This is a genomic window from Sphingomonas sp. MMS24-J13 (genome assembly GCF_044905095.1).
Classification (GTDB): Bacteria; Pseudomonadota; Alphaproteobacteria; order Sphingomonadales; family Sphingomonadaceae; genus Sphingomonas_I.
Genome location: NZ_CP173258.1, coordinates 200,701 through 226,080, shown reverse-complemented (window position 1 = coordinate 226,080; position 25,380 = coordinate 200,701). Strand labels below are relative to the sequence as shown.

General features: G+C 64.8%; 22 protein-coding genes. 8 read left to right on the top strand and 14 right to left on the bottom strand.

The window, feature by feature from the left end; translation table 11 throughout:
- Window positions 1-293 precede the first annotated feature (293 nt).
- The 6 genes from AB4Z44_RS00985 to AB4Z44_RS00960 all read right to left on the bottom strand — a co-directional run bounded on the left by AB4Z44_RS00985 (window position 294) and on the right by AB4Z44_RS00960 (window position 10,484).
- Window positions 294-1,220 carry an SMP-30/gluconolactonase/LRE family protein gene (locus tag AB4Z44_RS00985; RefSeq protein ID WP_404712230.1) on the bottom strand — a complete coding sequence of 309 codons (927 nt, stop codon included), beginning with the start codon at window positions 1,218-1,220 and terminating at the stop codon, window positions 294-296.
- Window positions 1,220-2,161 (bottom strand): hypothetical protein, encoded by a 942-nt coding sequence (locus AB4Z44_RS00980; protein WP_404712229.1) that lies wholly within the window; start codon window positions 2,159-2,161, stop codon window positions 1,220-1,222. The genes AB4Z44_RS00985 and AB4Z44_RS00980 overlap by 1 nt, the downstream gene beginning before the upstream one ends.
- Window positions 2,158-3,132, bottom strand: coding sequence for a hypothetical protein (locus AB4Z44_RS00975; protein ID WP_404712228.1), 975 nt, complete (start codon window positions 3,130-3,132; stop codon window positions 2,158-2,160). The genes AB4Z44_RS00980 and AB4Z44_RS00975 overlap by 4 nt, the downstream gene beginning before the upstream one ends.
- 110 nt (window positions 3,133-3,242) lie before the next feature.
- Window positions 3,243-5,744, bottom strand: a complete 2,502-nt coding sequence (locus AB4Z44_RS00970) for a TonB-dependent receptor (RefSeq protein WP_404712227.1) — start codon at window positions 5,742-5,744, stop codon at window positions 3,243-3,245.
- Between the two features lie 359 nt (window positions 5,745-6,103).
- A complete protein-coding gene (locus AB4Z44_RS00965; RefSeq protein ID WP_404712226.1) occupies window positions 6,104-8,785 on the bottom strand; it encodes a TonB-dependent receptor domain-containing protein in 2,682 nt (893 codons plus the stop codon).
- Window positions 8,786-8,870: 85 nt separating this feature from the next.
- A complete protein-coding gene (locus AB4Z44_RS00960) occupies window positions 8,871-10,484 on the bottom strand; it encodes a serine hydrolase domain-containing protein (protein WP_404712225.1) in 1,614 nt (537 codons plus the stop codon).
- A 306-nt stretch (window positions 10,485-10,790) separates the two neighbouring features.
- Here AB4Z44_RS00960 and AB4Z44_RS00955 point away from each other — a divergent pair, with 306 nt between their 5' ends.
- The 3 genes from AB4Z44_RS00955 (at window position 10,791) to AB4Z44_RS00945 (ending at window position 14,670) form a co-directional block, all read left to right on the top strand.
- A complete protein-coding gene (locus AB4Z44_RS00955; RefSeq protein WP_404712224.1) occupies window positions 10,791-11,456 on the top strand; it encodes a response regulator in 666 nt (221 codons plus the stop codon).
- Complete coding sequence (locus tag AB4Z44_RS00950) at window positions 11,453-12,994, top strand: sensor histidine kinase (RefSeq protein ID WP_404712223.1); 1,542 nt, start codon at window positions 11,453-11,455, stop codon at window positions 12,992-12,994. The genes AB4Z44_RS00955 and AB4Z44_RS00950 overlap by 4 nt, the downstream gene beginning before the upstream one ends.
- Window positions 12,995-13,251: 257 nt before the next feature.
- On the top strand, window positions 13,252-14,670 hold the full coding sequence (locus AB4Z44_RS00945) for a CapA family protein (protein WP_404712222.1): 1,419 nt from the start codon (window positions 13,252-13,254) through the stop codon (window positions 14,668-14,670).
- A gap of 28 nt (window positions 14,671-14,698) precedes the next feature.
- Here the strand turns inward: AB4Z44_RS00945 and AB4Z44_RS00940 are convergent, their stop codons facing one another.
- Both AB4Z44_RS00940 and AB4Z44_RS00935 read right to left on the bottom strand, forming a co-directional pair.
- Window positions 14,699-15,004, bottom strand: coding sequence for a hypothetical protein (locus AB4Z44_RS00940; protein ID WP_404712221.1), 306 nt, complete (start codon window positions 15,002-15,004; stop codon window positions 14,699-14,701).
- Window positions 15,005-15,151: 147 nt separating this feature from the next.
- Complete coding sequence (locus AB4Z44_RS00935; RefSeq protein WP_404712220.1) at window positions 15,152-16,132, bottom strand: helix-turn-helix domain-containing protein; 981 nt, start codon at window positions 16,130-16,132, stop codon at window positions 15,152-15,154.
- Between the two features lie 110 nt (window positions 16,133-16,242).
- Between AB4Z44_RS00935 and AB4Z44_RS00930 the strand changes: the two genes are divergently transcribed.
- The 3 genes from AB4Z44_RS00930 to AB4Z44_RS00920 are packed head-to-tail and all read left to right on the top strand — an operon-like array spanning window position 16,243 to window position 18,397.
- Entirely contained in the window at window positions 16,243-16,983 is a 741-nt protein-coding gene (locus tag AB4Z44_RS00930) for a nuclear transport factor 2 family protein (protein WP_404712219.1), read from the top strand.
- Window positions 16,980-17,690 (top strand): nuclear transport factor 2 family protein, encoded by a 711-nt coding sequence (locus AB4Z44_RS00925; RefSeq protein ID WP_404712218.1) that lies wholly within the window; start codon window positions 16,980-16,982, stop codon window positions 17,688-17,690. Before AB4Z44_RS00930 ends, AB4Z44_RS00925 begins: the two co-directional genes overlap by 4 nt.
- Window positions 17,690-18,397 carry a nuclear transport factor 2 family protein gene (locus AB4Z44_RS00920; RefSeq protein ID WP_404712217.1) on the top strand — a complete coding sequence of 236 codons (708 nt, stop codon included), beginning with the start codon at window positions 17,690-17,692 and terminating at the stop codon, window positions 18,395-18,397. The genes AB4Z44_RS00925 and AB4Z44_RS00920 overlap by 1 nt, the downstream gene beginning before the upstream one ends.
- 142 nt (window positions 18,398-18,539) lie before the next feature.
- Here AB4Z44_RS00920 and AB4Z44_RS00915 read toward each other — a convergent pair whose 3' ends face one another.
- Window positions 18,540-19,055 carry a PadR family transcriptional regulator gene (locus AB4Z44_RS00915; RefSeq protein WP_404712216.1) on the bottom strand — a complete coding sequence of 172 codons (516 nt, stop codon included), beginning with the start codon at window positions 19,053-19,055 and terminating at the stop codon, window positions 18,540-18,542.
- A gap of 68 nt (window positions 19,056-19,123) precedes the next feature.
- Here AB4Z44_RS00915 and AB4Z44_RS00910 point away from each other — a divergent pair, with 68 nt between their 5' ends.
- Window positions 19,124-19,507, top strand: coding sequence for a hypothetical protein (locus AB4Z44_RS00910; protein WP_404712215.1), 384 nt, complete (start codon window positions 19,124-19,126; stop codon window positions 19,505-19,507).
- A gap of 273 nt (window positions 19,508-19,780) precedes the next feature.
- Here AB4Z44_RS00910 and AB4Z44_RS00905 read toward each other — a convergent pair whose 3' ends face one another.
- The 5 genes from AB4Z44_RS00905 to AB4Z44_RS00885 form a co-directional block, all read right to left on the bottom strand.
- A complete protein-coding gene (locus AB4Z44_RS00905) occupies window positions 19,781-20,509 on the bottom strand; it encodes an inositol monophosphatase family protein (RefSeq protein ID WP_404712214.1) in 729 nt (242 codons plus the stop codon).
- Window positions 20,510-20,517: 8 nt separating this feature from the next.
- Window positions 20,518-21,858: a cytochrome P450 gene (locus tag AB4Z44_RS00900; RefSeq protein WP_404712213.1), complete on the bottom strand. Its 1,341-nt coding sequence runs from the start codon at window positions 21,856-21,858 to the stop codon at window positions 20,518-20,520.
- A gap of 133 nt (window positions 21,859-21,991) precedes the next feature.
- A complete protein-coding gene (locus AB4Z44_RS00895) occupies window positions 21,992-23,104 on the bottom strand; it encodes a phospholipase effector Tle1 domain-containing protein (RefSeq protein WP_404712212.1) in 1,113 nt (370 codons plus the stop codon).
- 129 nt (window positions 23,105-23,233) lie between these two features.
- Window positions 23,234-23,500, bottom strand: coding sequence for a metal-sensing transcriptional repressor (locus AB4Z44_RS00890; RefSeq protein WP_404712211.1), 267 nt, complete (start codon window positions 23,498-23,500; stop codon window positions 23,234-23,236).
- Window positions 23,497-24,393: a nickel/cobalt efflux transporter gene (locus AB4Z44_RS00885; RefSeq protein WP_404712210.1), complete on the bottom strand. Its 897-nt coding sequence runs from the start codon at window positions 24,391-24,393 to the stop codon at window positions 23,497-23,499. The genes AB4Z44_RS00890 and AB4Z44_RS00885 overlap by 4 nt, the downstream gene beginning before the upstream one ends.
- Before the next feature lie 116 nt (window positions 24,394-24,509).
- Between AB4Z44_RS00885 and AB4Z44_RS00880 the strand changes: the two genes are divergently transcribed.
- Entirely contained in the window at window positions 24,510-25,316 is an 807-nt protein-coding gene (locus AB4Z44_RS00880) for an energy transducer TonB (RefSeq protein WP_404712209.1), read from the top strand.
- Window positions 25,317-25,380 lie beyond the last annotated feature (64 nt).

Here is a 25,380-nt window from a genome sequence, read left to right as displayed (position 1 = left end):
CAATGCTCAGCCAAAGCTTGGCTGTTTAAGAACCGTAACGAAACGCGTGTCCTGACGCAGCCGATCGAAAGCCGGATCCATCAGGAGATACACCAGCCCCGAATCTCGCAATGCGGGCGCGCGGTCAAGCTTCGAGATTGCATCGGCGGTCCGGCCCCATTCGGCCGGAACCTGCGATATCGTCTGCAGGGCAAGCAGATCGAAGGCGGGGAACGACTTTGGTATTTCGATACGGGTCCTCGCCAGGCTCGAAGCTGCCCGACACGAACCGCGTTATTTGGGGCCCAGCCCTATTATTTCCCGCCCGGCAACTCGATCGCGCGTGCCAGAAACGCCCCCGGCTCCTTGCCCTTGAAGCCTGGGGCGAACAGATACTGGATCTTGCCCTCGACCGCATAGACCCGGCCCCGCGCCAGCGTGACACCAGGGGAGGAATCGAGCCCGGTGCGCAGATCGGTGATCGTCGCCTTATCCCCGATGATCGTCACGAGCGTGATCTTGCCCGATCCACCTTCGGCCTGGAGGAAGCGATTGCCGCTTAGCAACCGCAGTCCGTCCGGGCCCTTCACTGGCTGCGAGAGCGCGAGTTCGGTCAGGCCTGCAAAAGCACCATCTGCCTTGCGATCGATCCGCAGCATCGTATTGGCCTGGACATTGTTGACGTAGAGCGTGCCGTCGCCGGCAAAGGCGATGCCGTCGACCCCCTTCAGCTTCGCGTCCTGGGCATAGAGCGCCAGCGCCTTCGCGCCACGCTTCAGGACGAAGATGCGGCCATTGGGCGTGTCGGTCGCATAAGCGGTGCCGTCGCGTGCGATCGTGATGTCGTTGCAGGCCGATGCCGGTGCGGGGAATTCGTAGCGTGCCTTGATCCTGCCGGTGGCGAGATCGAACGCGAGCAAGGCCGAAGTGCCGGCCGCGGGCGGCACGCGGAACGGCATCGGCGACGAGCAAGCCCACAAAGTGTGCGCGCGCTCATCGACCAGCACGCCGAGCAGCGCGAGGATACCGTTGTCCGCATCGGGCCGAATCCACGGCTCGGCCAGATCGCCCTGGGGCGCGGTGCGGAAGACCACGCCCTTGACGCTGCCGATATAGAGCCGCCCTGCCCGATCGGCCGACAGGCTTTCGGGATAGACGTGGACATCGTCGATCCGCACGTCATCGGCGGCGACTGCCGCCGTGGCAAAGCTGCACGCGGCGAGAAGCGATAGCAGGCGCATCAGCGGGCCTTCCAGGCAGGCATGTAATAAGGCACGTCGGTCGAAATCTCCTCGATCCGTGCGATCGCACCGTCACTGATCTTGAACACCATCGCGAAGGCGTAAGAGTGCGGGAAGGCGGTATCGGCAGGGAAGCTCTGCCCGCCGGTGGTGGTGAGCGTCGCCATGCGACCCGAATAATCGCGCATGCCGATCGCGACGACCAGCCCGCGTTCTTCGTCCACCACCGGGAAAGCCACCCCACGCAGGCGATCGACGTCACGGAACAGGCCGGCCTTGATCTGGCCCTCGCAGCCGGTGGCGAGCTTGGCCATCGACGCGCCGCCGCTCGTCGTGGTCAGTCCATTCTCGGTCCGCTCGCAGCCGGGCGCGATACGGGTCAGCAATGTGCCGTCATTGGCGGCGATGCTGTTGAGATAGCCCTGCGCCAGTCCGATCAGCCGCTCCCGCGGCAGGCGCGCGCCTGCTCCCTGGCCGAAGCTTCCGTCGCGCGCGAAGCCCGTTGGATCTGCATAAGGCGGTCGCCCCTCCTTGCGGCGGATGATCGCCTCGGCCTCGGCGATGCGCCCGCCCGATGCCTTGAGGCGCAGCGCGAGCCAGCCGGGCTGGCCATGCTCCTCGATCCCGCCGATCCAGACGATGCTGTCGGTCGCGGGATCGGCAATCACCAGCGGCGTGGCCGTGCGCGCGGTCACCGTCGCCCAGATGCCGTCGCCGACCGTCATGCCGACGCCATTCTCGGTATAACGGACGCGATCGGTCCAGGGCACGTCGGCGCCCTGCTTGCGACTGATCAGCCCGGCCAGAAAAGCATCGGCGAGTTTGCCGAGGCAAGCGGTGCCGCAGCCGGCCGGTGCCGCTTCCGCGGGCCTTGGTTTGGCCGCTTCGACCGGCGTGCCGAGCAGCAACGCCGCTGCCAGAAGCATCGCAGCGCGGCTCACTTCCGGTCCTCCCACGGATTATGCATGAAGTAAGGCACGTAGGTGAAGATCGCCTCGACCCGATGGATCTTGCCGTCGCGGATCCGGAATGCCTCCAGCAAGGTTATCGAATTGGGCCACTTGAGCGCGGTCTTCATCGTGTTGCCGTTGGTGAGCTTGTACTGGTCGAACGCATTGGCATGATCGAAGAAGCCGGTCGCCACGACGATTCCGCGCTCCTCGTCGATCAGAGGGAAGCGGCGCTCGCGCACGCGCTTGTTGATGCGATAGATGCCGAGCTTGAACTGCGCCTCGCACCCGCTGGCGATGCTGGCCGCGCCCATCCCGTTCTTGGCGGCGGTGGTGCTGATGCCATTCTCCAGTCGGCCGCATTCGTCGTCGAACGGCGCGAACACCTGCCCGTCATTCTGCTCGACCGTGTTGAAGTAGCTATCCGCCACCGCCATCAGCCGCTGGCGCGGCCGGCGCTGCTCGATCGGCAGCACATCCTGGAAGACGGGATCGTGCTCGACCTTGTCGGGATCGCCGAACGGCGCGGGCAATCCGGTCTTGCGGTGGACGACGCTTTCGACCTCGTCGATCCTGCCGTCGTCGGTGACGTGGATGCGCAGGCCGAGATAGGCCGGATTGCCATGTTCGCGCACGACGCCGAACCACGCCGCCTGCTTGGTCTCGGCATCCGCTACCTCGAGCCCCGTCGGCGCGACATAGTCGATCGTGCCCCACAGGCCTTCACCCAGTGGCATGGCGACGTCATTCTCGGTGAACATGATGTCGTCCACCACCGGCAGGGCGGCGGGGTTCCGCGCCAGCAGCGCCTTCATATAGGCGCGGACATGGCCAATCAGGCAATCGCGCATGCAGGCGGTGGAGATGACCGCACTGCGGGCGCCCGGCGCCTGCGCCGAAGCGGGCGCGGTCGCCCCGATCGCCAGCGCCAGCGCGCTGCCCCACAAGGCGGTTCTTCGCATCACACCCTCCCCTGTCCGGCTGAAGCCGGCTTCGACGCCCTCTTTGCCGCTTCTCGTACCATGCCGCCAGACCAGGAGAGGAGCCAAGGTCTGGCGGCACGTCGCCTGCGTCAGAAATTCCTGCGCAGGGTAACCGCGAACTGCCGCGGCGCGCCCGGTTGTCCGGCGGCGTAGGAGGTCACGATCTTGTTGTAATAATAGAGTTTGTCGGTGAGGTTGGTGACCGCGACCGCAAGGCTCCAGTTGCGATCCGCCGAGCGGAACGTGATCCGCGCGTTGACCAGATTGTAGCTCGATACGTGGCGGATCGGATCGGTCACGCACAAGGCCGCCAGGCTGCCGCAGAAGCCAGGCGTATGGACGAAGTCCACGCGCGGGGTGAGCGTCCCGAACGCACCGACCGGCAATTCATACTGGATCGCCGCGCTATATTTGAACTTGCCGATGCCGGGACGGGTATCGCCCTTCTTGAACTCGTTGGTCTTGATGTTCGGATTCTGGAACTTGAAATCGTTGTAGCTGATCGAGCCCTCGATGCTCAGGCCGTTCACCGGGCGGGCGGTGATCTCGCCCTCGACGCCGTTCAACTTCGCGTCGCCGAGATTGAGGATCTCGCCGCAGAGGCCAGGCGTGCCGGGCAGGCCCGGCAGCGCGTTGCCGCTGGCGTCGACGCACACGTTGGGCGTCCCCTGATAGCCCGAGAAATCCATGTGATAGACGTCGGCATTGATGCGCAATTTGCGATCGAACAGATCGGCCTTCTCGCCGATTTCATAGGAATGGACCTTCTCCGGCCCGAAGCCCAGAATCTGTTCGGGGAAGTAAGGCCGCGGGCCGATGCCGCCGCCCTTGAAGCCGGTCGCGAACTGGAAATAGCCGAGGATGTCGGGGGTGAATTTGTAGGACGCGACCGCGCGATAATCGACGATCGTGCCGGCATATTTGCCGACCCGTCCATTGAGCGGGTTGGCGGGGTTGCTGAGCGGCGTGTAGGGCTCGCCGCTGCCGTCGAACGCATAGCGGCCGAACGTGTATTCCTTCTTCTCGTGGGTGGCACGGATGCCGCCTTCGAAGGTCAATTTGTCGGTTGCGTTCCAGGTGATGTTGCCGAAGCCCGCCTGCTGGTTGAGCGTGACGAAATCGTCCTGAATGAAGGCGAACGTCGGCATCGACGGTGTGCCGAAGCCGGCGAACGGCGTATCGTTCTTGTCGTAATATTCAGTGCGCTGATGGAAGACGATCCCGCCGATGGTGAACTGGATCCGCCCGTCGAACAGCTTGCCGTTGAGGCGCGCCTCTTCGCTCACCTGACGATGGCGGAAAAGTTGCGATTCCTGGATATAGGCGACCGGCGAACCGTCGCCGTCATCGCCGGCCGGGCTGGTATATTTGCGGTAGCCGGTGATCGACTTGAACGAGAGGTCGTCGCTGAACTTGTAATCGATCGTGCCCGACACGCCCCAGCCGCGCACCTGTGCGATCGCGGGCGCCTGGAACGGGCCGTTGGGCTTGGCGGGGTTGGGCGCGCCCGACGCGTTGAGCGCCGCGTAGGTGACGCCGGGATCGTAGAAATTGGCGTAGGTGATGTACGGATCGTTCTTCACCGTATCGCCACGATTGACGCCGTAGGGGACGAACCGATTGTCGTAAGGCACGCCCTGATAGGCGGTCGTCGTCGCGGGATTGGCCGCTGCGCGCAGCAAAGTGGTCGCCTGCGCCTCCGAATCGTCGCGGGTATAATCGCCGATGACGTTGACCTCGAGCCGATCGCTGGGTGCCCAGCGGAGCGAGCCGCGCAGCGCCTTCGTATCCTGCCCGCCCATCGTGCCGAGCTTGCAGCCCTTGCTGACGGTCGAGGATTTGAGCGCACCCGAGACCACGTAGGGATCGCTGGGATGCGTGCAGGCGTAATCGAGCCTCGTCACATAGCCGTCGCTCGACCGGTAGATGCCCGACAGGCGCCCGAACAAAGTGTCGGGGACGAGCGTGAAGTCCGCGCTCGCCTTGACGTCGCGACGATTATAGTCCCCGAGCGTCGCCTCGATATAGCCGCCATGGCCTTCGGGCTTGCGCGAGTAGAGCTTGATCGCGCCGCCTTCCGAATTCATGCCGGCGAGCGTGCCCTGCGGCCCGCGCAAGATCTCGATGCGATCCAGATCGACCAGATCGAAGATCGAGGCGGTCAAGGTCGCGAAATAGACATCGTCGACATAGATGCCGACGCCCGGCTCGACCGCGGGGCTGATATCGCCTTGGCCGAGGCCACGGATGAAGGCGGTCATGCCCTTGCCGGCGCCCGCGATGGTCGGCTGGAGCTGCACGCTCGGCGCCTGCTGGGTCACATCGACGAGACGGGTCTGGCTGCGGGATTCGAGCAAGGCGGCGTTGACCGCCGTGATCGCGAGCGGCGTATCCTGCAGTCTCTGCTGACGGAACTGTGCGGTGACGACGATTTCGGGGACGCCGGCTGCGGCTGCGGGCGCATCCTCGGTCTTGTCGGTGCTGTTGACCGGCTGGGTGGTCGCGGGTGCCGTCTGGGCATGGCCGGGGACCGCCGCCAGAGCCGTAACCATCATCGCCAGCGCAGATGCGCCGAAGTGCGCGCTGGCCATCCTTCCCATCGGAATATGCATAATCCCCTCTCCCCTTCGTTCCGGCTCGCCAATGGCCGCCGGATCTCTCGTTCGCTGCAGAGAGAGGAGGATGTGCGCCCGTCGGGCGGTTGCCGATCATCCCCTTCCATTCGATCCGTGTCGCGACGGACCGCCACCGACAGCCGCTTTTGCACGCGGACTTGTTCGATGTCTGCGACAGCCGGGTACGCCAGCCCGAGCAACTAAGCGTTGATCGAGCTAGCGTTGTGAATTGTCGCAAATGGAAGGGGCCGGCGCCGTCCGACGCCAGATATGAGCAGGCCGGGCGATCCTGCGATCGCCGGGCCCTCTCTATTCCCGATGTGGCGGGCCGGATACTAGAAGTGCAGCTTCGCACCCACCGTCATATAACGGCCGATCGGATCGTAATGGATCGAACCGTAGGTAGTGAGCGGCGGATCGCGATCGAACAGATTGTCGATGTTCGCGAACAGTGTGAGCTTGTCGATATTCACCTGGGCGCCAACATCGACATAGACCCGCGCGGCGATATCGTTGTTGGCGATATCGAGCGTATGATCGAACTTGCCGCCGCCGACATAGCGGACGCGCGCATCGATCGACAGATCCTTGCCCTGATAGGTAACCGCACCGGTGCCGCGCCACTTCGGCGTGCCGAAGGTGACATTGTCGCCGACGTCGCCCGCACGATCGACCGAGGTCAGGCCATTGTTGATCTTCACCTCGGGCACGTAGGTGGCAAGCGCGCGGAAGCGGAGCGAGCCCGGCATATTGCCGATCTCGCTCATCGGCAGCAGGTACGAGGCCTCGACGTCGATGCCGTGGGTCTTGTATTCGGCGAGGTTGATGTAGGTCGTGTAGATCGTCGTCGGCGCGCCCGTCGAATCCCGAACGATCTGGCTGCAGAGCGACGTGCTGCCCGATGCGCAGCCCGAGACGATGTCCTGCGCGGCGAGCGAGACGATCGCACCGCGGATCTTGATGCTGTAATAGTCGACCGAGAGGTTGAAGCGCGGGATGAAGCTCGGCGTGAAGACCGCGCCGATCGTCGTCGTCGTGCCGATCTCGGGCTTCAGCCCGACATTGCCGCCACCATAACGGGTGATGCTGTAGGTCTTGCCACCCTCGGCCACCGTCGTGAAGCTGGTGGTAAGCGTGGTATAAAGCTCGGCCAGGCTGCCCGAACGGATGTCGCGCGAGCGCGAAGCGCGCAACAGCAGATTGTCGAAGATACGATCGGTCAGGCCGAGTTTCCACGACCAGATGCCGCCGCTGGTGCTGTAATGGCTGTACCGCGCGGCACCGCTGAAATCGAGCTTGCTGTACGGCTGATCGAGCAACGGCACCGCGACTTCGCCGAAGCCCTCCTGGACGTTGAATCCGCCGTTGAGCGGCGAGAAGTTGAAGCGGCTGAAGCCCGACGCCGCCGACGTGGCGTCGAGGCTGTTGGTGACCTGCTTCTCCCAACGCGCCTCACCACCGACCGCGATCGAGACCGGTCCCGCCCACAGATCGAACGCGTCGCCGCGCAGGCTGGCGCCGGTGCTGTCGAGCTTGGTGGTGTAGACCGCGCGCGCCTTGTTACCGAACACATAGTTGATCGCCGCCTGGCTGGCGGTGCCGGTGCCGAGGATGTTGAGCGGCCGGCAGGCGGTGGTCGGATCGGTCAGCGCAACGCGGCAGACGATATTGCCGCTGCTGTCGGTCACCGCATCCAGCGCCTTAGTGAGGTTCGCGCCGGTGATCTGGTTGCGGTAGCTCTGCATGTTCCGCAATTCGCCATGGTTGTAATAGACGCTGTAGCGCCATTTGCCGGCAATCGTGCCGTCGACCCCGGCCGCCCCTTCGATGTTGCGGCGATAATAACCGAAGGTACGGTAGCCATAATCCTCGAACACGCGGCCGACTTTGATGCTGGTCTCGCGCGCGGCGGCAAGCTGGTTGCGGATCGTCTGTGACAGAAACGGATTGCTGGCGGAGATCGTGTAGGTGCCGGTCTCGGCATAGAAAGGATAGGTCGCCCAGATCTTGCTGAAGCTGCCGTCGACCCAGAGCTTGGCGTCGCCCACCTCGAAGCTGCTGCGCGCATAGACGTTGACGCGCTGATAGGGGTTGGTCAGCGCATATTCGTCGGTCGAGGAGACGCCCTCGCCGCCGACCATCGACGTGCCGCTGACCATGCTGCCATATTGGAACGCGCGCAGCGTGCCGTCGGCATTGAAGGTCTTGCCCGCGAGGCTGCCCGACGTGACCAGGCCGCCGAGCCCGAAGGTCGAGTAATTGACGTCGCGCGCGAGGATATATTGATGCGCGCCGCCGACCGGCGAGAACAAGGCGGTGCTGCCGACATTCTTGCGCGAGTTGCGATCGAGGATGCCCTCATCCTGCTGATATTCGCTGCCGATCATGAAGTGACCGCGATCATTGGCGAATTTCGTGCCGTACGAGGCATCGAAGCCGTAGCGGAAGCCGTCGGCGCGGCTGGAGATGCCGCTCTTCGCGCCGAGCGTCAGGCCGGTCAGATCGTCGTCGAGGATGATATTGACCACGCCGCCGATCGCGCCCGACCCCCAGGCGGCACTGGCGCCTCCGGTGACGACCTCGACCTTCTTTACCAGCCCCTGCGGAATAGTGTTGAGATCGGCCGCGCCGGTGAAACGGCGGTTGTTGAGCAACGTCAGCGTACGGGTGACGCCCAGGCCGCGAAGGTCCATCGCCGACGCGCTGGAATTGGTGTTGGCGACGGTGCTGGCGGGCGTCTGCGTCGCACGGAATTGCGGCAGATCGTTCAGCGTCTGCGCGATGCTGGGACGTGCGCCCTGGCGCAGATCGGTCGCGCCGAGCACGGTGGTCGGCGTCGGCGCCTGGAAGCCGGCCTTGTCGATGCGCGAGCCGGTCACGACGATTTCGGTCCCCGCGGGCACCGCGGGATCGGCGGCGCCGTCGCCGGTCTGGGCGATGGCCGCCGCAGGGGCCAGGAGAGCGGCGGCGCTGGCAAGAAGGCTGACGCGGCGAAGACGATCACGATGGACGGACATGATTGTTTCCCAACTTGAGGTGCGGTTTTCTGCGATTTCAGGATCCAGACGGGGCGGAGCTTGAGCCCCTGTCGCCCGATGATGTTCAGTTCGTGCGGCGGAAGAGCAGGTCGAAAGCGCGGCTCTCGCCGAGACGGATGCTGTCGATCCGGCCTGCTGCGTCGCGCTTGAACTTGAGCACGATCTCGGACGATTGCGGTGCGCCATCGCCGACGAAAACGTCGCGATAGGCCGCCTTGAGCGCATGATCGTGCCAGCGCGGGCCGCTGAAGCGCAGCGCCTTGCCGTCGGCGGTCACGGTGACGCAGGCCTGCGTATCGACCCCGCAATAGCGGCCGAGATAGGGTGCCGGATCGAGATCGGTCACGGCATCGACCTTGTCGGCGGGCAGATTTTCGCCCTCTCGGCTTTCGCGCACCAAAGTCTGGCCGGAGAAAGCGAAGACATCCTCGCGCAACGCCCAGCGCCCCGGTCCGACCGGCGTGACGACCCGCCCGTTGGCGCGAAGCCGGCCCTGCGCGTCGGTTTCGAAGCGGACGGGATAGCCGGTCAGGCGATCGGCCCAGGTGCCGGCTGGCAGCGGCGTGGTCGGCACGAACGGCCTAGCAGGATGCGCGGGGAGATAGAGATCGGCCACCTGCCGGCCGAGAGTCGACGTATCGGCATCGCTGGCATTGCACAGCAGCGACACGGCCAGCTTGCGATCGGGATAGCGGGCCATCCAGGCGCGATAGCCGCCGGTCGAGCCCGAATGGCTGACCTCACGCTCGCCATGATGATCGAGGTTCACCAGCGCCAGCGCGTACGCGATCTTCGTGCCGTTGCGCAGCATGCCAGGGCGCTGCATCTCGTCGGTGAAGCCGGGGCCGAACGTGCTGGTGTCGAGCGCGGCCTGCCATTTGACGAGATCGCCGACCGTGGTGAGCAGCCCGCCATTGCCATAGGCGTCCTCGATCACCTGATCGTTGCGATAGCCCGAGGGCGAGGCGTCATAAGCGCCGGTCCGGCCAGGGACGACGCGGCTATGATCGTCGCGCCACGTCGTGTGGGTCATGCCCAGCGGCACGAAGATCCGGTCGTGGGTGAAGTCTGCGAGCGACTGGCCGCTCACCCGCGCAACGATGATCGCGGCCAGATTGAAGTTGGTGTTGCTGTAGAGATAGTGGGTGCCTGGGGCGAAGTTCAGTTCCTTCTGCCGCGCCGTGATATCGAGCACGTCCTGATTGTCGGCGGTGCGGCTGTTGCGCGGCCATCCTTCGACCGCAGCGACCGAACCCCAGTCGCGCAACCCGCTGATATGATGCAGCATGTCGCGCAGGGTGAGCTTGGCGCCATAATCGGGAAGCTCGGGCAGATATTTGTGGACATCATCGTCCAGCGAAAGCTTGCCGTCGCGCGCCAGCATCACCATCGCCGCCGCCACGAACTGCTTGGAATCCGACCCCGCTTCATAGATTGAATTGGGCGTTGCCGGGATGCCGCGTTCCAGATCGGCCATGCCATAAGCGCGCAACGCGATCGGCGCGCCGTTCAGCGACACCGCCACCGCACAGCCCGGGCTGGTCTTGCCGTTCCAGTGCGCGAAGATCGCATCGAGCCCCGCCGACTTATCGGTCGCAGCCGGTGCGGCGGATGCGACCGCCATTGCCGAAGCACAGAGCACCAGGGCCGCCTTTGCGGCGGAAGGAAGGCCGGTCATGATACATCACCCCTTGTGGAACGGGCGATCACTCGCCTCGTCCCCGAACCCGTTCGCCACTCCCCGGCCCTGCCTGCGCAGCCTCGGAAGGGGGCGTTCGCAGAGCGTCATTGGGGTGCTAGCCGGCGAGCCTGTCACGAACCTGTCACACCGCTGCATTGTCGGGTAGGCATCGATATGTGTGATAACAATCACACAGCTGGTGCTTTCGGCCAGCCGGGATTCGCCTTGCAGCGTGTGCCGACATAAAAGTCGTTAACGGGCCGTTAAGGAGAGGATCACAGAAATCGAGCGAGGTATGAACCTATGCGGTTAATGTTGGTCGAAGACGATAAACGGCTGGCGCGCGGCATGGCGGCCGCCTTTCATGCCGCCGGCTTCGCGGTCGATATCTTCCCCACCGGCGACAGCGCGCTCGCCGTTGTCCAGCAAGAGCCGTATGGCGCGATCATCCTCGACTTGGGGCTGCCCGATATCGACGGGCTCGATCTACTCAAATCGCTCCGCCGCCGCGGTGTTTCGACCCCGATCATCATCCTGACCGCGCGCGGCTGCACCGAGGACCGGATCATCGGCCTGGACAACGGAGCCGACGATTATATGGTCAAGCCGTTCGATCCGCGTGAGCTGGAATCGCGGGTCCGCGCGCTGATCCGCCGCAGCCTGGGATCGCCCAACCCGATTATCCGGATCGGTTCATTGACGCTCGACCGGTCGAGTCGCACGGCGTGGCTCAACGGCGAAATGCTGGCGTTGCGCCGACGCGAGATGGCGGTGCTGGAGGCGCTGATGGGCCGGCCGGGCAAGATTCTCGCCAAGGAAAGGCTGGCGGCGGAGATATTCGACTTCGACGACGAGGTCGCGCCCAATGCACTCGAAGTCCATGTCGGTCGGTTGCGCCGCAAGCTCCAGCCGCACGGGCCCGCGATCCGCACCGTGCGCGGGCTGGGCTATATCATCGAGACGGCGTGACAACGCCCGCCGGCGTGATGCAGAGACGCGGATCGCTGCGCGCACGGCTCACCGGCGCGGTGATGGTGCCGCTCACCGCGCTCGTGATGCTCTTCGGGGGTATCACTTTGTGGGTGACCCACGATACCGAGGCGAACACGGTTGATCGGGTGTTGATCGGATCGGTGCGGACGCTCAGTCTCGCTTACAACAGCCCACCCGATCTGCGGGGACGCATCATTCCGCTGACCATCAAGCTGCTGCGCCGGCGCGCACGCCCGGAGGTCCATTACAGCGTCTATCTGGGGGACCGGCTGATCGCCGGCGATCCCGCGTTGCGCCCGCCGGCGGATTACAGCGCCACCGCGACCGACCGGATTGATCGCCATCCGCCCACGATTTTCACCAATGCCTATCGCGATACGCGCCTCGTGCGCGGCTATGCCGATCCGCGCGATGCCGCGGGCGTTATCCAGGCCGCCTATCTGCGCACCGGCCTGTTTCACGGCCGGCCCGCCCGCATCGCTGTCGAATATCGCCGGACCGCCGGTTTCGACGGGGTGATCGCGCTCCAGATCGCGGATTATATCGACGATCGCCGCGCCTATGAGCGCCGGACCTTCCTCAACGTGCTGCTCTATGCGGCCGGTACCCTGCTGGTATCGATCGGCCTGTTCTGGGCCGCGATCCTGTGGGGCCTCCGTCCGCTGCTCCAGCTGGCGCGCCAGATCGAGACCGCCCAGCAGGACCCGTCGCTGGCCTTCCGCCTTGCCGCGCCCCCCGCCGCCGCGCGCGAGACCATGCCGTTCATTTCGGCCTTCAACGAGCTGATGGCACGGCTGGAGCAGGTCACCCGATCGCTGCGCGAATTCACCTCCAATGCATCGCATCAGATGCGCACCCCGCTCGCGATCGCGCGCGTCCACCTCGACGTGCTGGAGCGCTATGGCCCGGCCTCGCCCGAGGGCAAAGCGGCGCTGATCGACATTCCCGATGCGATTGGCACGCTGGAGAAATTGCTCGGCCAATTGATCGTGCTCGCGCGCAGTGAGGAGCGGCCGCCGGGCCTGATGCGTCCGTTCGATCTCACCGTGGTCGCGCAGGAGGCGCTCGCCACCGCCATGGCCCGCGCGCCCGCCGATCTCGACATCGGCTATGACGAGGCAGCCGACGGCCCCTTCATCGCGCTGGGGGAGCCGCTAATGGCGGCCGAACTGATCGGCAACCTCATCGACAATGCGATTCGCTACAATCGCCCCGATGGCCTCGTCTCGGTCGAGGTCGGCCGGCGCGACGGCCGGGCCGTGATCGCCATCATCGATGACGGCCCGGGCATTCCAGAAGCGGACAGGGACCGCGCCTGGGAAAGGTTCACACGCCTGCAGGGTCAGGACGGGCCGGCCGGCACCGGCCTCGGCCTGCCGATCGTCCGCTCGCTTGCGGCGCGCATGGACGCGATCGTAACGCTGGCGGCCGGTCCCGACGGCAAAGGCGTTCGCGCCGAGGTGCAGTTCCAGGCCGCGGCGGGCGCATTGCAAGGTTTCGAAATTTCGCGGTAACGATTCCCGCCAAACCGCATCGTCTGAGCAGTAAAAAAGACATCCGATCGTCCCGATCGTGCGGGCCGGGCCTTGCTGTCTTCAGCAATCTTCGGGGCGCACGCGCGATGCTGAGGCCGGACCGGGCCACGGCGGCGACCGGCGCGCTTGCCGCGGGCCTTACAGGGCCGACCATCCGGGGATGATGACAGGCTGGTGACAGCCAATCGCCATAGGCTTCCGGGCTACCTCGACCGATAGCCCCGGAGCCGAAGCTGATGCGCCGCGCGACCCATCGCCCCCTTGGCCTGCTGATTGCCGGTGCGGCAGCCTTTCTGGCGCCCCACCCCGTGATCGCGCAGGATAGCAAGGATCGCCTGACCATCGCAGCTGTGCCGCACGCGCCGCTGGCGGGGAATTTCACCCTCGCCGCCGTCGGCGACCTCATCTACCTCCGCCCGATGCTGGCGACGATCGAGAAGCAGTCGCCCGATATGCTGCACATCCTGCGCGGCGCCGACGTCACTTTCGCCAATTTCGAGACGAGCGCGTTCGATCTGGCCACCTTCCGCGGCGCACCCCAGGCCGAATCCGGCGGCACGTGGATGCTGGCCGATCCGCGCGTCGCGAAAGACGCGGCGGGAATGGGCATCGACATCGTGAGCGAGGCCAATAACCACACTACCGACTGGGGTGTGGAAGGCATGGCCGCGACGATGGACCTGCTCGACGCGGCCGATATCGTCCATGCGGGCACCGGGGCATCGATGAGTGCAGCACGCGCGCCGCGTTATCTGGATGCGGCGAAGGGGCGCATCGGGCTCGTCTCCGCGACGACCAGCTTCACCCCCATGTCGCCCGCCGCCGATCCGGTCGGCAGCGTGCCGGGCCGCGCCGGGGCGAACGTCATCCGCTCGACCGAGATCGCGCTCGTCTCGGACGGCGATCTGGCGGCACTGGCGCGGATCGCGGGCATCAAGGCGGGGGCGCCGGTGAAGATCGGCAGTCGCGTCTTTCGCGCAACGGCGGCGCCGGTCAGCCCGGCCACGGTCACCTATGATCTCGATCGCGCGGATACCGACGCCAATCTCCTGTCGATCCGGCAGGCGCACCAGAACGGCAATTTCGTGATCTTCTCGCTCCACAATCACGAGCCGGGCAATGCCAGCCAGACCCCGGCCAATTTCGCGCCTGATCTGGCGCATAAGGCGATCGATGCCGGCGCCGACATCTTCATCGGCCATGGCCCGCATCAATTGCGCGGGATCGAGATCTATAAGGGCAAGCCGATCTTCTATTCGCTCGGCAACTTCGCGATGATGAACAATTCGCTCGACGATGTGCCGGCCGATATGTTCCGGCAATTCGGCGTGAAGCCGGGCAGCGTCACCACGCCCGAACTGCTGCAGGCACGCAATGCGAACGAATTCAGCGATCCGAACCTGTATGAAACGGTGATCGCGGTATCGCGCTTTCGCGACGGCATGATTGCGGAAATCCTGCTCTACCCGATCGATCTGGGCGTCCATGCCCAGGGCGCGGGGCGCGGCGTGCCGCACATGGCGGACGCGTCCATTGGCGCCGAGATCCTCGCCCGCCTGCAGCGCCTGTCGGCCCCGTTCGGCACGACGATCGCGATCGAAAAGGGGATCGGGGTGATCCGCCTCGACAAAACAAGCGCGCCGCGGCCGCATTGAAGCCGCGGTACCGCGCATTGTTGCCAGATTACTGGCGCGTTTCCTGCGGATGCTGCAGCGGATTGAGGCCGTGCTGCCCGAGGAAATGGTGCAGCCCGACCAGCAAGGCCTGCGCCGATGCCGCCGGCATCGCCAGCCGCCCGACCACGACGCGCTCGACCGGCGGCGGCGTCTTCGAATGATCGCAATGGAGGCTCTCGAACGTGATCGTGAGCAGCCCGTTGATCAGCGACATCCCCGCCGCCCCTGTGACGAGCAATTCGGGCGCGAACGCGTTTTCGACGAGCGGGAATTCGGGCTCCGGCTGGGGCTTGGGCTGGGGAAACATCTGCATGGCAGGCATTCTTTCGAAAGGGGCGACGGCCATTGCTGTCGGAAAGCCACATCTCATGAGAATTGCACGCGCGACCGGTCGCGGAAATTTCGCGGCAACGATAGGCAAAATGCGGCCTCAAAGACTCCTGCCCGGGCCGTGGAGGATCTATTGGGGCGTCTCACCTCTACAGAAATTGCGCCACTGCAGCGGCGAGTGGCCATAACTCCGCCGGAACGCGCGGGTGAAATGGGCTGCATCCTCGAAGCCGTTGGCGAAGGCGATCTGCGCGGCAGTCACCTGTGCGCGCGACGGATCGGCCAGGTCCGCCGCCGCCTGATCGAGCCGCCTCTTCCAGATCTGGCTGGTGATGGTCAGCCCGATCGCCTCTCGCAGCAATTGATCGAGCCGGCGGCGGCTGATCCTCTGCGCCTGCGCGACATCCTCGGCGCTCAGCCCCGGCGTGGCGAAATTGAGTTCGATATAGGACAAGGCCGCCTGCACCCGCCACCAGGCCGATCCCGCCCCCTCTTCGCCGCGCGCCTCGATCGTGCCGAGCAATTCGATCATCGCCACCACCGCTGCGCGACGCTGGCTCTCGCGCATGAAGGGTGCAGTCAGCAGGATCGCCGCCAAGGTCTGGCCGACCAGACTCACCGCCGGCTCGACCGAGAGCAACGCAACCGCGGTCTGGTGCTCCAGATGCGGGTTGCGGTTGAGCACGGTTAGGCGTGGCATGCGCAGGAAAACGAACTCGCCGCTCCCTTCGCCTTCCATTGTGAAGGGAAACTGCTCGTCGAGGACGCAAATGTCGCCCGCGTCGAGCGCGCACGTCCGCCGTTGCTGGTTGACCAGAGTCTTGCCGGTCCGTTGCATCAGCAAGCTGATGCCAGGCGTCTCGACCAGCCGCGACGGTGTATAGCTCACCCCCGACGACGGCGACCGCACCGCCCACAACGAGCCGCCACCCATGACGATGCGGCGAATATCGCCGTTGCTGGCATGGTCGTCGATGCGGCGCACCGAAAGCCCTGGGAACAGCGACGGCACCGCCTCCACCCAGGCCGAGGCGCGGCTTTCCTGCTCCACGGCGCTCAGATCCAGCAGCGCGGTGCTCTCCTCGGTGGTTATGGATTCCAGCTGCGACAATTCTACACGCTAGCGCAATCAAGGCCTCCCCGGATGCTTCAGACTAGGTAAAAGCGATAAAGGGGGCAAGCGCGCCGGTGTGGACTCCCGCAACAACGAGGGCGGAGAGAATGCGGAAACGAGCGAAAGCGCCAAGCGTGGCGGCGTGCGTCGCGATCCTGTTCGGACTGTTTCAGGCGGGGTCGGCGTTGGCCGCCCCGGCGCGGGGCACTTCGCTGGATGCGCGGATCGAAGCGCTTTCGGCCGAGGTCGACCGGCTCGAGGGCAGCCGCGCGATCAAGAAGCTCCAGCGCGCTTTCGGCTATTACATGGATCGCGGCCTCTGGGACGAGGCGGCCGACCTGTTCGCGGACAATGGCACGGTCGAGATCGGCATGGACGGGGTCTATGCCGGCAAGGCGCGCATCAGGGACTATCTCCAGCGGCTCGGCGGCGGCAAACCGGGCCTGCAATGGGGCCAGCTCGGCGAATGGCTTCAGCTCCAGCCGGTGGTGAATGTGAGCGCGGACGGGATGACCGCCAGGGCGCGCTGGCGCGATCTCGGCATGTTCGGCCAGTTCCAGCAGAGCGCGTCGTGGCGGACCGGCGTCTATGAGAACGGCTATGTGAACGATGGGGGCGTCTGGAAGATCGCCAGCCTTCATCTGTTCGTCAACTTCGTGGCGCCGTTCGAGCAGGGCTGGGCGCGGCTGAAGCCGGTGAACGGCGATTGGCGGAGCGATGTCGCCAAGGCCTATCCGCCCGATCGACCGCCGACCGTGGCGTACAAGCCCTTCCCCGATCCGCAGCTCGCGCCCTTCTCCTACCCCAATCCGGTGACGGGCAAGATCCATGCGGAGAAACGGCCATGAAGCTCGTTCTCGCCGCGCTGCTCGCGACCGCCGCCCTGCCCGCTTACGCGCAGAGCAATGCCGAGCTGGAGGTCAAGCTCGCGCAGCTTCAGCACCGCGCCGATCTGCTCAAGGATCTCGACGCGATCGAGAATCTGCAGGCGGCCTACGGCTATTATCTCGATAAGGGATTGTGGGGCGAGGTCGCCGACCTCTTCACCGCGACCGGCAGCTTCGAATATGGCCAGCGCGGCGTCTATATCGGCAAGGATCATATCCGCCGCGCGCTGCTGCTGCTCGGGCCCGAAGGGCAGCAGAAAGGCTGGCTCAACGAGCATATGCAGCTCCAGCCGATCATCACGGTCGCGCCCGACGGCCTCACCGCCAAGGCGCGCTGGCGCGGCATGGTCCAGCTCGCCCGGCCCAACCAGAATGGCCAATGGGGCGAGGGCACGTACGAGAATGATTATGCGAAGGAGCGTGGCGTGTGGAAGATCGCCAAGCTCCACTTCTACGTCACCGGCTTCACCGACTACGATCTCGGCTGGACCAAATCGGCGATCCCGGCAGAAGGGCCGAGCGCACTACTCCCACCCGATCGGCCGCCGACCGAAGTCTACCGATCCTATCCGGGGGTCTACATTCCGCCGTTCGACTATGTGCATCCCGTCACCGGCAAGCCGATCCCGGTGACGCCACCCGCCGACAGCGTATTGGGGAGGAAGTGATGCGAAGGATTGCCGCTCTTGCCCTTGCGGGCACCCTGATCGCCACCTCCGCGCACGCCGAGAGCGCCGCCGAGAGGCTCGCCGCGCTCGACAAGCGCATCACCCGGCTGGAGGATGCCAACGCGATCGAGCGCGTCCAGCGCGCTTACGGTTACTTCGTCGACAAGGCGCAGTGGACGCAACTCTCCGAACTGTTCACCGACGATGCGACGCTCGAGATTGGCGGCCGCGGCATCTTCGTCGGCAAACCGCGCGTGCTGGAATATATGCAGAAGGCCTTCGGTCCCGACGGGATCAAGGAGGGCAGCATCATCAACCATATGCAATATCAGCCGATCGCCGATGTCGACCCCGACGGGATCCACGGCAAGCAGCGCATGCGCGCCTTCGTGATGAGCAACGGCGGCTGGGGGATTCCGCTCTACGAGAACGAATATCGCAAGGAGAATGGGGTGTGGAAGATTTCCAAGCTCCATGGGCCTTTCACCATGTATTCGTCCTGGGCCGGCTGGGGGCATGACGCGGTTCCGAATACGCGGCCGGAAAGCTTCGCGCCGCCGCCGGATCTGCCGCCGTCGGTCGTCTATCTGACCTATCCGAATTATTACATCGTGCCGTTCCACTACCCCAATCCGGTGACGGGCAAGGTGTTCGCGCCGAAGATGAGCGAGGCCGGGGCGTATCCCGCGCCGCCTCCGGCGAAGTGAGGTGAAGGCTGACGCATTTACCTTCTTCGTCATGCTGAACTCGTTTCAGCATCCACCAGGCAACCTGCACGGACGGTGCGGCACGCGCGGTGGATGCTGAACAAGTTCAGCACGACGGGTAATTTATTGACGCGGCTGCGCTTCAACTACCCTCCACCGCCTCCAGCAATTCCCCCAACCATTCCCGATCCATGCGCCGCTGGCGCTCGATATGGCGGAACAGGAAATCGCCGCCCAAAGGCAGCGTCGGCCCCATCTGCTCCCGGATCGGCCCCAGCTTGGCGATCAGATCGTCCAGCCGCGATATGCGAGTGCGGATCGCTTCAGCCAGCCGGCCGGGATCGACGCAGTGCAGGAACAGCATCGCCCCATAATGCGCCTGCGGCGCCGGGCCATCATCCTCGAACTGGCGGAAGAAACCCGCCTGGAATTCGGCGCGCCCTTTGTCGGTGATGCGGTAGATCGTCCGCACCCCGCCGCGCGCGACGCGCTCCTGCGCGACCGCCTCGATCCCGCCATCCTTCTCGAGCTGGCGGATCGCATAATAGAGCGTGCCGACATCCAGATCGAGATAGCATTCGACCATCGCCGCCTCGAGCCGGCGCTTGATTTCATAGGGGTGGAGATCGCCGCGATGGAGCATCCCGAGAATGATCAATCTTGCTTTCATAGTTTAATTAAACTAATCGAATCGGAATAAATCGGCAAGGATGGTGGAGGGTGACCGTGGTGCGGACATTCCTGGGCGTAATCGCGGGACTGGTGACGTGGGCCGTGGTTGCGACGATCCTCGATATCGGCGTGCGCTACGGCATACCCGGCTATCGCGAGGCCGAGCCGACATTGCTTTTCACCCTGCCTATGAAGATCGCGCGGTTATCGCTGGCGGTAATCGCCTCGCTGGGCGCCGGCTTCGTCACGCGCCTGATCGCACCGGCAAGCCGGATGGCGCCATGGATCGTCGGGCTGGTGATGCTGGCGCTCTTCCTGCCCAGCCACATCCAGATCGGCGCGCGCCTGCCGCTTTGGTATCATCTGTTTTTCCTGCTGACCTTGGTGCCGCTGGTGGTGCTTGGAGCGCAGTTGCGGCTTCCCGGCCGGCGACCTTAAATCTTGCACCGTTTGCGTCGAGTGGGGTGCGAGCGTAGTTGAGAACCTGTATAGACACAGCCGCGTGGTGATCCCTCGATCCGCGTGCTCGATGTCGCAAGCGGCAAGGCAATCGCCGATCCGATCGACCGCGCGGGCTCCCCGCGACCGGCGGACGCACCCCATTCGTTTCGCTGCTGGCGGCTTGCGGCTAATTAAGGCACCCTTCGCGGCACGAGAAGAGCTTTTAGTGCTTCGTCGTGCTTGGAGTTCGTTCGCTTCTTCAGAAGGGTCTCAACCACCCCGGCGCGCATCGATAGCGTATCGGCCCGGGGCGATTTCGGACGCCGTGACAGCCATGCCCGCCTCGCGGCAGATGACCGCTGCAGCGGCGATGTCCCACAGGCAGCAGCCATGTTCGATATAGCCGTCGAGCCGGCCGAGTGCGGCGCTCATCAGCGCGAACACGGCGCAGCGATAGCGCACGACGGCGTAGCCTTCGCGCCGGAGCGCATCCGCGCGGCGATCAGTTTGGGTGCCGGGCTCGAATTCGTTTTCGCCGAGCGCGATCAGCTTCCCGCCGATCGCCGGCGGAGCCAAAGGCAAAAGAACGCCGTTCAAACGCGCACCCTCGCCGCGAATAGCGGTGATCGTCGTCCCGAATTCTGGCAGCGCGACGACACCCGCTACCGAGGTACCGCGATCTAGCAGCCCGATCGACACACCCCACAGGGGCAGGCCGCGCAGAAAGTTCGACGTACCGTCGATTGGATCGATCGCCCACCCCGACGCGGCCGCATCCAAAGTCCCGCCCGCTTCCTCGCCGATGATTGCCACCTCGCCATACTCGGCGCGCAGCGCAGCGCGAATCGCGTTCTCGACAGTACGATCGGCCTCCGATGCGAAATCGCCGGGTCCCTTTTCTTCGATCCGCAACCTATGCCGGCGTGCCGCAAAAGATGATGCCAGATCCGCCGCCGGACGGATAAGGCGTAGAAGGGTCGTTTCATCCAGGCTCTGCATGCCGCTTGTCAGAACGCCACCGTGAAATGCTGCGGGAACGGCGTCATCTTGTCGGGATGCCCGGCGTCTCCCTCGGCGCGCGCCAACGGGCGGCCCGCCAGCAGCGGCGTCATCAAGGCCGGGATGATCGCCTGATTGATCGCATCGCCGAAGCAACGGTGGAGGCCATAGCCCCACAGCATATAGATGTCCCACGGCCGGTCGGTGCGGAAATCGTCGGCATCGGCCACTGCCGCGGGATCGAACATCGCCGAGAGATTGGACGCCAGCACCATCGCATCCTGCTTGATCGCGCATTCGCGCAGAGTACCTTCGGCAATGACGCAATCGCGGGTCGCGCGGCGATAGATGACCGGGTTGACCGGGTTGAAGCGCAGCGCCTCGAACAGCGCCCGGCCGACCGCCGCCTCGTTACCTTGCGCGGCCGCCACCTGCGCTTCGGCCAGCGCGTCGGGCCGATCGAGCAGGCCGTCGAGCGCCTGGACACACGCCTTCGAGATGGTCGGGATCGCACCGATGACGAGGCCGATCATATTGTCGCGGATGCCCGTGCCTTGCAGCCCCGCCGTACCCGCATCGCGTAGTTTGATCGCCCTGCGCAGCACCGTGACCGGGCCCTCCGGATTCTGCTCGGTCTTCGCGATCGCGGCGTCGATCGCAACCAGGCATTTGGCCGCGCCGTCGAGCGCGCGCGCCTCGATCGCGGGATCGCCGGCGAGATCGACGAACAGATACCAGAACATCGCGGTCGCCCACTCGGTCAGATCGGCGAGCGACGCGGTATCGATCCCGAAATACTGCTGCACCATCAAAGCGGGTACGACGGTGGTGAGCGCCGCCGGCAGATCGATCGTGCCATTGCTCGCCGCGACGATCCTTTGCGCCTCGGCCCGCGCGAGCGGCACGATGATATCGGCCACATCGGTACGCGCGGCCGCCATCCGCATGACCGACGTGTCGCGCTGGTAATCGTCGCCATCCTGCATGCCGAGGAAGAAGTTGGCGCCGCCGGTGATCTTGCGCATCTTGGGTTCGTATACGACCGCGAAATCGCCTTGCCGATCGAGCACCTCGCGCACGTCCTGGGCGCGCGTGACGATCACCGTGCCTTCACACGGATAGGACGTCACCAATGTCCTTTCGATCGCCAGATTGGGCTTGAACGCACGCAAAGATGCGAACAGCGCACGCTGGCCCGCGGGATCGCCGAGTACCGCGACAAAACGTTCCCTGGCATCGCCCGACACCATCGCGAATTGGCCCGCCAGTTCGGCGCCGGCCAGTGCGCCCTCGCCGATCATGTGGGCCTCGATCTCGGCTGCGTGCAACAGGTTCATGATCCAGGACATAAGCCGCCTCGCCTCCAATGAGCGTTCGGAACGCAATGACTTCAGTTCGCCCCGGCACGGTGGGAATGGAGCGGTCGCACGCGATGCCCGGCCGTCAGGTGGATCCGCTTCCCACGCGCGCTGCCCCTTCCCTTCAGTGCGCCTGCGCGGCCAGGATCAGTTCGGTTCCATCGGCATATCGCCCGCGCGGGGTATAGGTGTGCGACACGAAGCCCGGCACGATCGTGCAGGTCCGGCCAAGGCGCTGCCCGACCAAGGGGTTGAGCAAGGCCTCCTTCGGGAAGGCGCGAGCCCGGCTCGGCGTCAACATGTAAGGCAGCTTGCGGGTCTCATCGTGCGCGAGATCGATGATGTTCGGAGCGATCCCATGGACCCGCGAAAGATCGAACACCGGCGCGACGGAATGCAATCGGCCGACCATCCATTCGAGCACGCAATCGGCGAGACCGCGCTCGGGATAACCACCGCCGACGTCCGAATGGCACCCCGGAAAGATCTGCTGCTCGACATTCGCGGCCGCCGCCCAGAAGGTCGGGGTGAAGAGTTCGCGCGTCTCGTCGGCCGCCAGCGCGTGAAAGCCCTTGCCGACCTTGTCGCTGAGGGTGGTGTCGCAGATCGAGAAATCGAAAACCGGCCCGTCGGCGCCGATATGCGGCAGCCCGAGCGAACTGACCGTATCGAACACGCCGATCGCGGCGATTTTCGTTGCTCCGACGAAATCACCGTCGGCCAGCGCCGGCAGCGGGGTCGTCAGGCTTCCGATCAGATGCAGGCGCGCCTGGTTGGCCAGATCGCCCCGTCCTCCGCGATACAGATACCAGGCGGCAACCGCGCGCTGATAGGCCAGTTCCTTGTTCGAAACGTCGTAGCGGGTGGGGTCGAGCGGACCCCGCGCGACCACGAGCCCGGCCAGCGCCCGCGCAGCGGTGGCGCCACGGCTGAAGCCGGTGATGACGATCCCGTCGCCGGGTTTGTAGACGCGCGAGAGGAAGGTGTAGCCGCGGATGATGAGTTCGGCGATGCCGTCGCCGAAGAGGTTGCCGAGCACGGACAAGGTGCCGCTTCCGGGCGAACCGACTCCCGGCAGATACTTGCCGTTGGCGCCGCCGATCGAAACCTCGAAGGATCCGTTGCCGGCATCCTGGGCTGTGCCGCCAAGGCTATCGAATAGCCGCGCGATATTGGTTGGCGACGACTGGATCTTCTGCTGACCCGTGCCATCCAGGCATATGACGTGTGTCGCCATGGCATCCCCGCTTTTGGGGACAAGCATGATATGCGTGGCCGGAAAGGCAAGCGGAACTTGATCGAAACTTGATAGCAATTGGGCCGCCAAGCTCGGATTGCCCCGTCATCCCCGTAAGAGCGGGATCCATTACAGATATTTGGCGAACTCGCCCAGCTTGGCGAGTTCGCCGCGTAACGCGATCGGCAGCGGCCCGATCAAATCTTCCAGATGATGCTCGATATGATCGGTGACGATCAAAGTCTTGGTCTTCTCGAGCGCGGAGACGACCGCCTGCATCTGTTGTGCGATTTTGAGCCCGTCCTCGCCGTCCTCGACCATCTTCATGATCCCCGCGAGATGGCCGTGCGCGCGGCGCAGGCGATTGAGGAGATCGGGGTTGGCGGCGTGGCTCATCGCGGCAGCGCCAGCCAGCCGCTCGACGCGACATAGATGCCCACGCACAGGATCACGAGACCGCTCACATAAGGGGCCTTGCGCACGATCGATCCGAAGCCCGAGAAGGTCTTCTCGGCATATTTGACGCTGAGCGCCGCGATCACGCCCGACGCGACCATCGTCACGGCCAGCCCGATGCTGAAGCACAGCACCAGCACCGACCCGAGCACGACGCGCTTCAACTGCAGGCACAGCAGCAACACGGTGATCGCGCCCGGGCATGGGATCAGCCCGCCGGTGATGCCGAACAGGATGATCTGGCCAGTGGTTACGGTGCGCCCCGAAAAGCGCCGCCGGATATCCTCGGCATGCTGGCGTTCGTGCGCGTCCTGATAGCCGCCGTCGGTGACGTCGAGGACATGATCGAGCGTCTCGTCGTCGTCATCGTGATGGGGGTGGTGGTCATGATCGTGATCGTGATCGTGATCGTGATCATCGTGATGATGGTGATGATCGTGGTGCTCATGCCCATGATGATGGTCATGCTCGTGATGATGGTCGTGGCCATGCTCGCGCCGGATCCGCCAGAGCATCCACAGGGCTATGGCGATAATGAGCAGACCCGAGGCGAACTGGAGGTAGGGTTCGAACGAGTCCGGGCTCAGCCCGCGGAACAGATAGACGCCGCCGAGGGCCACGACCCACACGATCGCGGTATGCGATATCGTCGCCGCGATCCCCAGCAGCACCGCCTGCTTCACCGTGCCGCGCACCGCGACGATGAATGCCGCCATCATCGTCTTGGAATGGCCGGGCTCGAGCCCGTGGAGCGCGCCGAGCAGGATCGCGCTGGGAATGAACAGCCACGCATGCGCGGCGCTTTGCTGGAGCAGATCGGTGAGCGAAGTCATGGCGGGCGCCTAGCATGCCTCATTGAGTTTTCCTATCCCCCTGGAGGGGATATGGCTTGCATAGTGAAATGATGGGTTGCACTTTGATCAACGGGAAACGTCCGGGGGATGTGATAATGCCAAAAGTCCTGCTTGGCTGCTTGCTGTTAGCCATGCCCACGATTGCGCGCGCCGCCGACCCGTGGATGCCCACGACCCCATGGAGCCTGAACATCGGCCCGGCCGAATGCACGATGACTCGCGCCTTCGCGTCGGGATCGAACCGCCTGTCGGTAAGCCTCGTGCGCGGAGTCTTGGGGCAAAACCGAATTCTCGTCGCCATGCCACCCGCCTTGCATGATCAGATAGGCGGCCGCGGCACCATCTCGGTTCCGGGAACGCCGCCCGCAAATATTCAGATCGTACAAGGGCTGACGAGCGGCAGTGCCTGGGTCATCGGCGCTTCGATCGATCGCGCAACGTTGGCCCCCTTCCTTTCCGCGCGGGACCTTACCATCAGCGGTGGCAAAACATCGCTCACCGTCGCTCTTGGCGGCGCGCCTGATGTTGTCGATGCGGTCCAGAAATGCGTCGACGATCGTTTGCGGGCATGGAAGATCGATCCGGCCGAAGCGAACAACGACGTCCACCCCGATCCGGACGCGCCCAAGCCCGGCCCCAGCACCTGGCTTACCAATGAAGATTATCCGCAGGAGGCTTTACGCGCGAGACAGCAGGGGACCGTATTCATGATCTTCCGCGTCGAGACCGACGGTAACATCAAGGATTGCCGGGTCATTCAGAGCTCGGGCTCGGACGCGCTCGACACGGCCGCGTGCGCAATGATCCGCACGCGCGGCAAATATCGTCCGCTGGTCGATCACAACGGAAAACCCGCAGTGACGTGGCAGAGCCTGCGGTTTCGGTGGACATTGCCGCGATGATGCGCCCCTGGGCCGGCTGCGGCCCGCTCCCGGCCCCGGGGGGAGCCACTGGGGAGCGGGCGCA